Origin of the sequence: Lentzea sp. HUAS12 (assembly GCF_024125735.1) — a bacterium.
GTDB lineage: Bacteria > Actinomycetota > Actinomycetes > Mycobacteriales > Pseudonocardiaceae > Lentzea > Lentzea albida.
Genome location: NZ_CP099738.1, coordinates 2558676 through 2571080, shown reverse-complemented (window position 1 = coordinate 2571080; position 12405 = coordinate 2558676). Strand labels below are relative to the sequence as shown.

Here is a 12405-nt window from a genome sequence, read left to right as displayed (position 1 = left end):
GTGGCCGTCCAGTCCCCGGTCCGCGCGGTGGCGGCCGTCCCGCCGCCACCGCCCGCTCCCCGTCGCCGGCGCACGCCGGTCACCTGGGTCCGCCGCGGCGGGCTCACCACCCTGCTGTTCCTGGTGCCGCTGCTGGTGGTGTTCGGGGTGTTCTCCTGGGCGCCGATCGTCCAGTCGGTCGTGATGAGCTTCCAGCGGACGAACCTCGTCGGGCCGGTCACGTTCGTCGGCCTGGACAACTTCGCCCAGGTGCTCGCTGACCCCCTCCTGTGGACGGCCGTGCGCAACACGCTGTGGTTCGCGGTGCTGGCGCTGGTGTTCGGCTATCCGATCCCGCTGGTCGCCGCCGTGCTGATCAGCGAGGTCCGGCACCGCCGCGGCCTCTTCAGCGCGCTGGCCTACCTGCCGGTGGTGGTGCCGCCGGTGGTGGCCGTGCTGCTGTGGAAGTTCTTCTACGACGCCGGTCCGTCCGGTGTGTTCAACACCGTGCTCGGCTGGGTCGGACTGGGCCCCTGGCAGTGGCTGCAGGACCCCGGCAGCGCCATGCCCGCGCTGGTGCTGGAGGCGACGTGGGCCGCGGCGGGCGGCACGGTGATCATCTACCTGGCCGCGCTGGCCGGCGTGCCGGCCGAGCAGTACGAGGCGGCCGAGATCGACGGCGCGGGGATCTGGCGCAAGGTCTGGCACGTCACCCTGCCGCGGTTGCGGGGCGTGCTGCTGGTGACGTTCATCCTGCAGATCATCGGCACGGCCCAGGTGTTCCTCGAACCGTTCCTGTTCACCGGCGGCGGTCCGGCCGGCTCGACGACGACGGTCCTGTTGCTGATCTACGACTACGCCTTCGCCAGCAGCCTCGGCGGGGACTACGGCGCCGCGACCGCGCTGAGCATCGTGCTCGCCGCCGTCCTGGCCGTGCTCTCGGCCGTGTACCTGCGCGTCACCCGGTCCTGGAGCGCCTCGTGAAGCGCGGCCTGATCTCGCCGTCGGAGCGCGCCACCCCGGCGATCCGCCGGACGCTCCGCGCGGTCCAGGGGCTGTTGCTGGGTGCGCTGCTGCTCACCGGACTCGGGCCGGTGCTGTGGCTCGCCAAAGCCGCCGTCACGCCCACCCAGGACACGCTGCGCGCACCGCTGGCGATCTTCCCGACGGGCGTCGACCTCGCCAACCTGCTCACCGCGTGGACGCGGGTGGAGATAGACAAGTACTTCCTCAACACGGTGGTGATCGCCGCCGGGTCATGGCTCGTGCAACTCGTCGTGGCCACCACGGCCGGCTACGCCCTGGCGATCCTGCGACCCCGTTACGGCGGGCTGATCACCGCCGTCGTGCTCGGCACGCTGTTCGTCCCGTCGATCGTGCTGCTCGTGCCGCTGTACCTGACGGTCGTGCGCAGCGGGATGATCAACACGTTCTGGGCGGTGTGGCTGCCCGCGGGTGCCAGCGCGTTCAACGTCGTTCTGGTGCAACGGTTCTTCGCGAACCTGCCGCGCGAGGTGCTGGAGGCCGCCCGGGTCGACGGCGCCGGTCCGGCGCGGGTGTTCTGGTCGGTGGTCCTGCCGCTGTCGCGCCCGATCCTGGGCGTGGTGTCGGTGTTCGCCGTCGTGGCCAGCTGGAAGGACTTCCTGTGGCCGCTGCTGGTGCTGCCCGACCCGGCGGTGCAGCCGCTGTCGGTGCGGTTGCCGGCGTTGCAGCGCTACGTCGAGCTCGACGTGTTCCTCGCCGCGCTCACCATCTCGTCGGTCATCCCGGCGGCGCTCTTCCTGGTGTTCCAACGGCTTTTTCTGCAAAGCGGCGCGCTCGAGGGAGCAGTCAAAGGCTAGGCCCCGTCCCGATTCGCCTAGGAGAACAACAACGATGTTGAAGAAACTCCCCGCGGCCGTGAAGGTCGCGGTACTGAGCGCTGCCCTGGCAGCGGGTGGGATCAGCGCGGTCTCGGCCGCCCCTACGATCTACCAGACCGAATCCGCCGCGTTGGCAGGAGGCGCCCAGGTCGAGACCGAGCACGCCGGGTACACCGGCTCCGGCTACGTCGGCGGGTTCTCCGACGCGAACCGCGGCAACGCCGCCCTGACCGTGATCACCAGCGGGTCCGCGGCGGGGGCGCACAGCCTGGTCCTGCGCTACGCCAACGGGACCGGCAGCACCCGCACCGTCACGCTGGCCGTCAACGGGAGCACCCGGCAGCTCTCGCTCCCCGCCACCGCCGGCTGGGCGTCGTGGGGCGCGGTGAGCCAGAACGTGACCCTGAACGCGGGCGCCAACACCCTCGCCGTGCGGTACGGCAGCGGTGACAACGGCAACGTCAACATCGACAGCCTGTCCGTCGAGCGGGTGACCCCCGCCGCCGGGGTGGTGGAGGCCGAGTCCGGCACGCTCGCCGGTGGCGCGCGGGTCGAGTCCGAGCACGGCGGGCACACCGGCAGCGGGTACGTCGGCGGGTTCGTCGATGCCAACCGGGGCGCTGCGGCGACGTTCACGGTCTCCAGCACCGCCACCAGGTCGACCCTGACCCTGCGCTACGCCAACGGAACCGGCTCGTCGCGCACCATGACCGCCGCGGTGAACGGTGCGGCACAGCAGGTCTCGCTGCCCGCCACCGCGTCGTGGGGTGAGTGGGCCACCGCGAGCGTGCCGGTGACCACCGTCGTCGGGTCGAACACCGTCGTGGTGTCCTTCGGTGCCAACGACAACGGCAACATCAACCTCGACAACGTCGCCCTGGCACCGGACGACACCACCCCGACTCCCGAGGGCACCACGGAGCTGGAGTCCGGCTTCCTCGGCGGTGGCGCCGTCACGACCACCACGGCGGGTGCGACCGGGAGCGGCGCGGTGTCGCTGCCCGGAGCGGGCGCGCGGGTGATCCGGACGATCAACCAGGCGAGCGCCGGCAACGCCACGATCACGGTGCGGTACACGGCATCCGCGAGCGGCACGGTGACCGCGTACGTCAACGGCGTCAAGGGCGCGCAGCTGACCCTCACCGGAGGCAGCGGCTGGCGCACCGTCACGCACACCACGGCGTTGCGCGCCGGTCTGAACATCATCGGCTACCAGGACGCGAACGGCGCACAGCTCGACAACATCGCCGTGACCGGCTCGGCCGCACTGGCCGCGCGGGGTGCGACCGTGCCGTTCACCACCTACGAGGCCGAGGCCGGGACCACCACGGGCACCAAGCTCACGCCGGGCCGCAAGTACACCACCGACGTCGCCGAGGCCTCCGGTCGCGGTGCCGTCAAGCTCACCGGCACCGGCCAGCACGTGCAGGTCACGCTGACCGCTCCTGCCAACGCCCTCACCGTCCGCGCGAGCATTCCCGACGGCACCACCGCGCCGCTCGCCGTGTACGCGAACGGCACCAAGGTCACCGATCTCCAGCTGACTTCCAAGTACAGCTGGATGTACGGCGGTTACCCGTTCGCCGAAGGCCCCGGCGGCGCACGCCCGCACCGCTACTTCGACGACGCGCGCGTCCTGCTGCCGCAGACCTACCCGGCGGGCACCGTGATCCGCCTGGCCAAGGACACGAACGCCGGCGCGTACATCACCGTCGACCTGCTCGACGCCGAGGTCGCCACCGCCACGACCGCGCCCGCGGGGTACGTCGACGTCCGCACCCGCGGTGCCAACCCCGGTGACGGCGCCGACGACAGCGCGGGCATCCGTGCCGCCGTCTCCGCCGCCCAGGGCACCGCGACCAGGGGCGTGTGGCTGCCCGCGGGCCAGTACAACCTGAACAGCATCGTGAACCTCAGTGGCGTCGACGTGCGCGGCGCCGGCATCTGGCACACCGTCCTCAACGGAGCCGACCGGCGCGGCGGGTTCGCCGTCGCCGGTGCCGGCACGACGATCGCCGACCTCACCTTCGACGGCGACGTCACCACCCGCGACCCCGACGACGCCCCGAACTCCGACTCGTTCGTCGAGGTGGAGTCGGGCTCCGGCGCGACGGTCTTCAACGTGGCCACCAACCACGCCAAGACCGGGCTGTGGCTCAAGCAGGCCGACGGCTTCTACGCGGCGGGCCTGCGCGTCCGCAACACCATGGCCGACGGCTTGAACGTCAACGGCAACAACGGACCCACGACCAACGTCCGCGTCGAGCAGAGCACCTTCCGCAACACCGGCGACGACGGCATGGCCATGTGGTCGTGGAACCCGAAGAGCGAAGTCAGCCGCAGCGTGTTCGCGTTCAACACCATCTCGCTGCCGATCCTCGCCAACGGCGCCGCGATCTACGGCGGCACGGACAACCGCGTCGAGGACTCGCTGATCAGCGACACGGTGTTCAACGGCGCCGGTGTCATGGTGTCGAGCTGGCACGACGCCAAGCCGTTCGCCGGCACGACCTCCGTGCAGCGCACCACCTTCACCCGCACCGGTACCCGCAACTGGGACTGGGACACCCACACCGGCGCGGTCTGGCTGTTCGCCGAGAAGTCCGACATCACCGCGCCTCTGGTGGTGAAGGACCTGGAGATCGTCGACTCCAGCTACCACGGCATGTTGTTCAGCTGGAACAAGGCGATCTCGAACGTGACGGTCGACAACGTGCGGATCACCGGCACCGGCGGCGCGACCGAGGCCTTCACCGACGACAAGGGCGTGGCGGTGTCCAACGCCGGGTCGCACGGCATCCACCTCAACCTGGTGACCGGCACCGGGCGGTTCGACCGGGTGACCGTGACCGGGGTGAAGGGCACCGGTAGCCAGGGGATGACCAACGACGAGAACAGGTTCACGGTGCAGCGCGGTACCGGCAACTCCGGCTGGTAGCGCGGAGAGGGCGTTCCCACCCCGCGGGTGGGAACGCCCAGCCGCGTCTCAGGGCCGGGCCAGCCACTCCGACAGCAGCGAGCGCTCCGCTTCCGTCAGCTGCCGCAACGCGGGCAGGGCGCGCCGCACCACGTCGGTCGCCGAGGAGGTTTCGCCCGCGGGCTCATCGGTGAGGATCGCCCGCGCCACCGTCTCGAACAGGACGTCGGCGAGCTCCGGATCCCGGTCCTGCGGCGCCGAGGACAGCAGGGTGAGCACCGCCCCCGTTCCCGCGGCGTGCACCAGCTCGACGGCCCGCCGTTCGCTCACCCGGAGCCGTCCCGCCGCGGCGACGCGGGCCACGCGGGCGCGCAGGATCTCGATCCCGCCGGCGATCGCCGGCGACCGGGCCGCGCGGGACGGGTCGAGCAGCAGGCCGGCCAGTTCGGGGTTGGCGAGTCCGAAACCGAGGTGCGTGTCCCACCCGGCCCGCAGGTCGGCGACCGGATCGTTGCCCTGCTCGGTCATCGCCTTGGTCGCGACGTACGCGGCGAAGACGTGCTCGGCGACGGCGTCGAGCAACGCCTCCTTGTCCTCGAAGAACCGGTAGATCGCCGGTGCCTGGGTGCCTGCGGCCTGGGCGACGGCGCGGATGGTGACCGCGGCGGCTCCCTGCTCGCGCAGCAGCCGGGCCGCGACCTCCACGACGTGTGCGCGTGCCTTGTCCCGGTTGCTCTCGACCACGTGGCCCACTCTAGCGCGATGTTGCTAACGTCGGTAGTGTCAACGTTACTACCAACGTTAGCGAGGCAGCGATGATCATCGTCAGTGGAGCGACCGGACAGCTCGGCGCCCAGGTCGTGGAGCGGTTGCTGGAGCGGGTGCCGGCGAGTCGCGTGGGTGTCAGCGTGCGGGACGTCGACAAGGCCGCGGCGCTGGCCGGGCGCGGGGTGCGGGTGCGGCGGGGCGACTTCGCCGATCCCGGCTCGCTCGCCGAGACGTTCGAGGGGGCGGAGCGGGTGCTGCTCGTCTCGACGAACGACACCCGTTCGACGGCGGTCGAGCGGCACGTCAACGCGATCGAGGCCGCCCGCGCGGCCGGAGTGGAACGGATCTTCTACACGAGCCACCAGGGCGCGGCGAGCGACTCGCTGTTCCTGCCGATGCCCGACCACGCCGCCACGGAGCGGTGCCTCGAGGAGTCCGGGGTCCCGTTCACGTCGCTGCGCAACGGCTTCTACGCCTCGACGGTCCCGTTGTTGCTGGGGCGGGCCCTCGCGACGGGGGAGCTGGTGGCGCCCGCGGACGGTCCGGTGTCGTGGACGGCGCACGCCGACCTCGCCGAGGCGGCGGCGATCCTGCTCGCGGGAGAGGAGAGCTTCGACGGTCCGACCCCGCCCCTCACCGCGCGGGAGGCGCTCGACCTCGGCGACGTCGCGGTGCTGCTGGGGGAGATCACGGGCCGGACGATTCGGCGGGTCGTCGTCGACGACGAGGAGTGGGCGGCGGCGCTGGTCGGCAACGGCGTGCCCGCGGACCGGGCCGACCTGCTGGTCGGGATGTTCCGGGCGTCGCGGCGGGGTGAGTTCGCCACCACGGGGGAGGAGCTGGAGAAGCTGCTCGGACGGCCGGTGACTCCGTTGCGGGAGGTGCTGGAGGAGGCCGTGGGCGGCCGGTCCTGAGTGCCTGGTTGGGGAACGGGTTCGGGTGAGGGGCGCAGCCGGGTGCGGATCTCGCCCCGGCCCGCCCCCACCCGCGTCACCTCACTGCCGCGAGCCCCCGAGCAACTCCAGGAACTCCGCGCGCGAGCTGTCGATGTGCTCGCCCAGCTCCAGCGCCGGCCTGCTGGTGCCCGACGCCAGCTCCGCGCGGGCCACCGTGCGCGCCTCCTCGAACTGCGTGCGCAGCAACACCTTCAGCCGCAGGTCGAAGTCGGCGCCCTGCACGTGCTCGACCGCGGCCAGTTCGGCGGCCGTGATCATGCCGGGCATGTCGTGGCCCTCGTGCTGGTCGCTCTCCGCCTTGCCCGCCCTGGCGAGCAACTCGCGTGCCTGCGCCAGTTCGGACCGGTAGCGTTCGCCGACCCGGGCGACCACCGGACCCAGCGCGGAGCCGGGCCGGTCGGCTAGGGCGAGTGCGGCGAGCACCGACTCGTTCTGCGGGATCACCAGGTCCACGAACGCCAGGTCGGTGGCGGACAGGTCGGTCGGGACAGGGGTGCCGGCCGCCGGTGTGCCACAGGCCGCTGCCGCGAGGACCGCGGTGAGGAGGAGGGCTCGCACTAGGGCCGGCCGTCCGGTCCGCACTTGACGATCCGGTTGATGCAGTCGCGGACCCGTTGTGCCATCTCGGCTTCCGGCCACACGTTGAAGAAGTCGCCGTGCATCGTGAAGCCGGGCCCGGACGACAGCTTGAACTTGGAGGGGTCGCCGTTCGCGGGGTAGCGCAGCACCTGGCGCAGCTTCGGCACCGGCACGGGGTGCGTCGCGGGGCAGTCGCCCGCGACCGGGTAGGACATGTGGCTCTTGTGGTCGGGGGAGTCGAGGTCCTTGCCGTTCCAGCACTGCGGGAAGTCCAGGTAGGACTCGATCATCGTGCCGGCCGGGCAGTTCACGAAGTCCTTGGACGCGCCGACGTGGCCCGCGTGCAGGCACGACCAGCGCGACATCGTGGTGTTGTCCGGTGCGGTGGCCTTGGCGTTGCCCGCGACGATGCGCAGCCCGTACGGCAACGGCTGGATGCGCGCGGTCACGTCGTCGCGCACGCCCTCGCCGAGGTAGTAGAACGTCGTGCCGGTCGGCTCGACGGCCTGGCCGTCGACCAGCAGCGTCGGCACCCAGTACGACGAGAGGTCGACCTTCGGGCTGCACGTGCTGCTCGCCTTGCTCAGGCTGGTCACGTCCGAGTGGGCGTTGGTCGAGGTGTTGCCGAAGAAGCTGTGCAGGTGCGAGGCGCCGGCCAGGTTCGGCAGGACGATCGGGTCGTCCGGGAGCTTGTGCGTGAACGGGCACTCGGCCACGAACTCCGCCACGCGCACGGCGTTCGGCGGGATCGGCTCCTGCGGCTTCAGCGGGACGGCCGCCGCCTTCGTCGTCTCGGCGGGCGGCGGCGTGGAGGTGGCGGCCGGCGGGGGCGTCGTGGTGTCCGCGAGCGCGGGCGGTGGCGCGACCGTCGTCGTGGAGGTCGGCACGGCCTTGGGCGGCGCGGGAGGCATGAAGAACATCGCGTTCGCGGTGACCGCGGACGCCGCGACGCCCGCCACGGCGAGAGCGGCGATCCACACGCGCCGCCGCAATCGTGGGGTGAGGGGCACTGAAGGTTCCTTTCGGCAGGGTCCAGGGGTGTTCTGACCAGGAGATGTCCTGGACCCCCGCCGATAACGGAAAAATCTCGCCGGTCTTCCGATCACCCGTCCCGGGAGGGTTCGAGGGCGGTGCGCAATCGCAGGCTGTTCGCCACGACCAGCACGGACGACAACGACATGGCGGCCCCCGCGATCAGCGGGTTGAGCAGTCCGAACGCCGCCAGCGGGAGCGCGGCGGCGTTGTAGCCGAACGCCCACACGAGGTTGCCCCGGATGGTGGCGAGCGTGCGGCCGGCGAGCACGACCGTGTCCGCGATGGCGTCCAGGTCGTCGCGCACGAGGACGACGTCGGCGGCCTGCGCGGCGATGTCGCTGCCTCGGGCGATGGCCATGCCGAGGTCGGCGGCGGCGAGCGCCGGACCGTCGTTGATGCCGTCGCCGACCATCGCGACGTGCCGGCCCTGCGCGCGCAACCGCTCCACGGTGGCGACCTTGTCCGCGGGACGCACGTTCGCGATCACCTCGCCGACGCCGATCTCCGCGCCAACGGCTCGGGCGGCGGCCTCGTGGTCGCCGGTGAGCAGCACGGTCCGCAGTCCGAGCGAGTGCAGCCGCGCGACCGCGCCCCGGGCGGACGGGCGCACGGTGTCGCGCACCGCGATGCCGCCCACCACCTCGCCGTACCGGGCGACGAGCACACCGGTGGCCGGCCCCAGCTCCGACCACCACTCGGAGGCGGCCGCGGGCACCACGACGTCGAGCCGCGCCATGAGCTCGGCGGACCCCACGACGACCGGCACGCCCTCCACCTCGCCGCGCGCGCCAGCGCCGACCAACGCCTCGAACCCGTCCGCCGCGGGCACGTCCGGGCACGCCGCGGCGATCGCGACACCGATCGGGTGCTCGGAGGCGGCCTCCACCGCGGCCGCGAGCCTCAGCACGTCCTCCCCGGTGAACGACGTCGCGGCGGCGACCCGCATGCGGCCGGTCGTGACGGTGCCGGTCTTGTCCAGCACGACGGTGTCGACGGCCCGCGTCGCCTCCAGCACCTCCGGCCCCTTGACCAGGATGCCGAGCTGCGCGGCGCGCGCCACGCCCACCATCAGCGCGGTCGGCGTGGCGAGGCCGAGCGCGCACGGGCACGCGATGATCAGCACGGCAACCGCCGCCGTGAACGCCTCACGGGTGGAGTGGCCGGTGAGCAGCCACCCGGCGAGCGTCAGCGCCGACAACGCCAGCACCACCGGCACGAAGACGGAGCACACGCGGTCGACCAGGCGCTGCACCGCGGCCTTGCGTTCGGCGGCCTGCTCGGCCAGCGCCCGCATCTGCGCGAGCTGCGTGTTCGCCCCGACGGCCGTCGCGCGGACGAGGAGCCGCCCGGCGCTGTTGACCGTGCCGCCCGTGACGTGGTCACCCGGACCGACCTCGACCGGAACGGACTCACCCGTCATGGACGCCGTGTCGACCGCGGAGTACCCCTCCGCCACGACGCCGTCGGCGGGCAACGCTTCGCCGGGCCGCACCACGAGCAGGTCGCCGACGCGCACCTCCGCCGTCGGCACGGTGGTCTCGGCGCCGTCGCGCAGCACCCTCGCGTCCTTCGCCGCGATGCCCGCGAGCGCGGTGAGCAGACCCACCGCGGACCGCCGCGACCGCAGCTCGAAGTAGCGTCCCGCCAGCAGGAACGTCGTGACGCCCGCCGCCACGTCGAGGTAGGCGGCGTCCGCGCCTTCCGCCGTCACACCGAAACCGAGCCAGTAGCCCGGACCGGAGGGCCCGGCCACGAGCGACCACAGCGCCCACCCGAACGAGGCGAGGACTCCCAGCGACACCAGGGTGTCCATGCTGGACGCGCCGTGCCGCAGGTTGCGCAGCGCCGCCCGGTGGAACGGCCACGCCGAGTACGTCACCACCGGCGACGCGAGGAGCACGCACAACGCCTCCCAGCCGGGGAAGCGCAGCGCGGGCACGAGAGCGAGGCTGATCGACAGGTTGCCGAGGGGGATCGCGAGCACGGCCGCGACCACGAGCCTGCGGCGCAGTCCGGTGACGGTGTCGCGGGACTGCTCGCGGTCGCGCCCGGCGGGCGTGGCGTCGTAGCCCGCGTCCCGGACGACCTGCACGGCGTCCTCGGCGTGCATCCCCCGGGGCAGATGGACCACCGCGCGTTCGGTGGCGTAGTTGACGGTCGCGCGCACGCCCTCGACCCCGTTCAGCTTGCGCTCGATGCGCGTGGCACAGGCCGCGCAGGTCATGCCGGACACCGTCAGTTCGACGGCGCCGTCCGTGGTGGTGGTCATGACAGGTCAGTTCTTCCTTCCGGAGAGCTCCGCGAGCATCGCGTTGTAGGCGTCGAGCCGGTCGTCGTGCCCGGTGTCGGTGGCGCGGTCGAACCGCACGGCCTCGCGTCGGTCGGCCACCGCCCACTGCCGCAGCAGCGCGAGCACGACGACGAGCATCGGGACCTCGCCGGTGGCCCAGGCGATGCCGCCGCCGAGGCGCTGGTCGGTCAGGAGATCGGGCATCCAGGTCAGGCCGAGGGTGCGGTAGAAGTACTCGGCGATCACGGTCTGCTTGTTCATCAGGATCACGCCGAAGAACGCGTGGAACGGCATCACCGAGAACACCAGGCCGAGCCGTGCCAGGTGGGGGAGCGCGCGCGGCGCGCGGTCGACGCCGATGACGAGCCAGAAGAACACGTAGCCGCTGACGAGAGAAGTGGAGGTTCATCAGCTGGTGCGCCCAGTGGAAGCGCATCGCGGCACCGAAGAGGTCGGAGAAGTACAGGACGTAGAACGAGCCGACGAACGTCGTCGCGGCCACCGCGGGATGCGCGAACAGCCGTGCGGCGCGGCAGTGCATCAGCGCCGTCACCCACTGCCTCGGTCCGGCCGGCAGCACCCGCAACGCCAGCGTGAGCGGCCCGCCGAGCACGAGCAGCACGGGCGCGAGCATGTTGAGAGACATGTGCGCGACCATGTGCGTGCTGAACATTCCGGCCGCGTACCGGCCGACGCCGGACGAAGTCGCGACCAGCACCACCGCGCACCCGAGCAGCCACGCGGCGGTCCTCCCGAACGGCCAGGCGTCGCCCCTCCGGTGCAGCGTCCGGACCGCGACGACGTAGGCCACCGCCAGCAGGACGGCGCCGAGTCCCAGCACGAGGTCGAACCGCCAGTCCAGCACGATCTCCGGGAACGACGGCGGGTCCGGGAGTTCGTAGCCCAGCACCGTCTCCTGGGGTGACGGCCTGCTCCGCGACCAGGCGGGCGGCACCAGGTGGGTCAGCCCGGCCGACGCGCCGAGCGCCAGTCCGACGGCCACGAGTTCCGCTGCGAGAGGCCTTTGCCAGCGAGCACGCAGCACCAGGACCACCGCACACACGAAGGCCTTGAGCAGCAACAGGACCACGTAACCGCCGTGCGGCCCGGAAGGTCCGGCCAGCACCGCTCCCGCCACCGCTCCACTGAGGACGAGCACGACGAGGCACCACCCCGTCAGGCGGCGGTAGCGCCGCAACACGACCTCAGCGCCGCCTCCCGGCCGGCGCAGGTGGGCGCGCAACGCGACGAGCGAGCCGATCCACACCGCGGCCGCCGGGACGTGCCAGACCATCGCGTTGGTGGCGACGTCGTGCCAGGCGCCGTTGGCCACGTGCCCGGCGATCACCGGTGCCAGCACGCCGGCCAGGGCGGGACCGAGCCACAGCACCGAGGTCGTCCACGTGAGGGTGGACAGGGCGCCCACCGCGACGACCGCGGCGGCCACCGCCGAGCAGATCCACGCCTTGGGCTCCTCGGCCGCGTCCACGAGCCCGCCCAGGTGCCGCAGCGCGACCCCGAACGACTGCCCGGACGCGTCCGCCGCGGACAGCACGATCGCCGCGACGGCCGCGCAGCACCACACCGTCGCCGCCGTCGCGGCCGTGCGCACCGCCGCGTACGCGTGCGCTGTCAGACGGGAGCGCTTCGGTGGTGCGGGCACGACGAACGCGCCGAATGCGAGCGCTCCCACGGTGACGGTCGCGGCGGCGTTCGCCAGCGTCCGCACGAGCCCGAACGCCAGTGACGTCAGCCTGCCGGGGTCGCTGTCGCCGAGGGCGGCGTACACGTCGCCCGCCGCCCAGAGCACGACGACCACGACGCACGACACCGAGCCGACCGACGCGAGCGCGACGGTCCTGTCCACCTTCATGCACTGGCGGTCGGGCGAGACCCCGTTCCGGTTCCCGGGGAACTGCCGAGGTGTGACCGAGGGAACTTTCGTCCACTCGGGATCGTGGCCCGCCGGAACTCGCGGGAACCAACCCGGCCGCCGCCGCGACCTGTAGGCGTGAGAAG

Annotated in this window: 10 protein-coding genes and 1 pseudogene; 5 read left to right on the top strand and 6 right to left on the bottom strand. The window is 72.3% G+C overall.

Features of this window, described 5'->3' with window-relative positions:
- From ND450_RS11340 to ND450_RS11330, 3 genes are read left to right on the top strand one after another with little or no spacing between them, the layout of a single operon-like run.
- Positions 1-963, top strand: a complete 963-nt coding sequence (locus ND450_RS11340) for a carbohydrate ABC transporter permease (RefSeq protein ID WP_253326102.1) — start codon at positions 1-3, stop codon at positions 961-963.
- Positions 960-1820 (top strand): carbohydrate ABC transporter permease, encoded by an 861-nt coding sequence (locus tag ND450_RS11335; protein WP_253326101.1) that lies wholly within the window; start codon positions 960-962, stop codon positions 1818-1820. The genes ND450_RS11340 and ND450_RS11335 overlap by 4 nt, the downstream gene beginning before the upstream one ends.
- A 34-nt stretch (positions 1821-1854) precedes the next feature.
- The gene (locus ND450_RS11330) at positions 1855-4779 is read left to right on the top strand and encodes a CBM35 domain-containing protein (protein WP_253326100.1); all 2925 of its coding nucleotides are present in this window, start codon (positions 1855-1857) and stop codon (positions 4777-4779) included.
- Positions 4780-4827: 48 nt separating this feature from the next.
- Here ND450_RS11330 and ND450_RS11325 read toward each other — a convergent pair whose 3' ends face one another.
- Positions 4828-5502 carry a TetR/AcrR family transcriptional regulator gene (locus tag ND450_RS11325; protein WP_253326099.1) on the bottom strand — a complete coding sequence of 225 codons (675 nt, stop codon included), beginning with the start codon at positions 5500-5502 and terminating at the stop codon, positions 4828-4830.
- Between the two features lie 71 nt (positions 5503-5573).
- Between ND450_RS11325 and ND450_RS11320 the strand changes: the two genes are divergently transcribed.
- The gene (locus ND450_RS11320; RefSeq protein WP_253326098.1) at positions 5574-6440 is read left to right on the top strand and encodes an NAD(P)H-binding protein; all 867 of its coding nucleotides are present in this window, start codon (positions 5574-5576) and stop codon (positions 6438-6440) included.
- 81 nt (positions 6441-6521) lie between these two features.
- Here the strand turns inward: ND450_RS11320 and ND450_RS11315 are convergent, their stop codons facing one another.
- From ND450_RS11315 to ND450_RS11295, 5 genes and pseudogenes are all read right to left on the bottom strand, one after another.
- Complete coding sequence (locus tag ND450_RS11315; RefSeq protein ID WP_253326097.1) at positions 6522-7040, bottom strand: DUF305 domain-containing protein; 519 nt, start codon at positions 7038-7040, stop codon at positions 6522-6524.
- Entirely contained in the window at positions 7040-8071 is a 1032-nt protein-coding gene (locus ND450_RS11310) for a DUF1996 domain-containing protein (protein WP_253326096.1), read from the bottom strand. Before ND450_RS11310 ends, ND450_RS11315 begins: the two co-directional genes overlap by 1 nt.
- 92 nt (positions 8072-8163) lie before the next feature.
- Positions 8164-10365, bottom strand: coding sequence for a cation-translocating P-type ATPase (locus ND450_RS11305; protein WP_253326095.1), 2202 nt, complete (start codon positions 10363-10365; stop codon positions 8164-8166).
- A gap of 6 nt (positions 10366-10371) precedes the next feature.
- Positions 10372-10764, bottom strand: a complete 393-nt coding sequence (locus ND450_RS11300; RefSeq protein WP_253326094.1) for a cytochrome c oxidase assembly protein — start codon at positions 10762-10764, stop codon at positions 10372-10374.
- A 76-nt stretch (positions 10765-10840) separates the two neighbouring features.
- A pseudogene (locus ND450_RS11295) lies at positions 10841-11680 on the bottom strand (cytochrome c oxidase assembly protein); the annotation flags it as partial.
- Positions 11681-11687: 7 nt separating this feature from the next.
- Here ND450_RS11295 and ND450_RS11290 point away from each other — a divergent pair.
- On the top strand, positions 11688-12395 hold the full coding sequence (locus tag ND450_RS11290; RefSeq protein ID WP_253326093.1) for a hypothetical protein: 708 nt from the start codon (positions 11688-11690) through the stop codon (positions 12393-12395).
- Positions 12396-12405 lie beyond the last annotated feature (10 nt).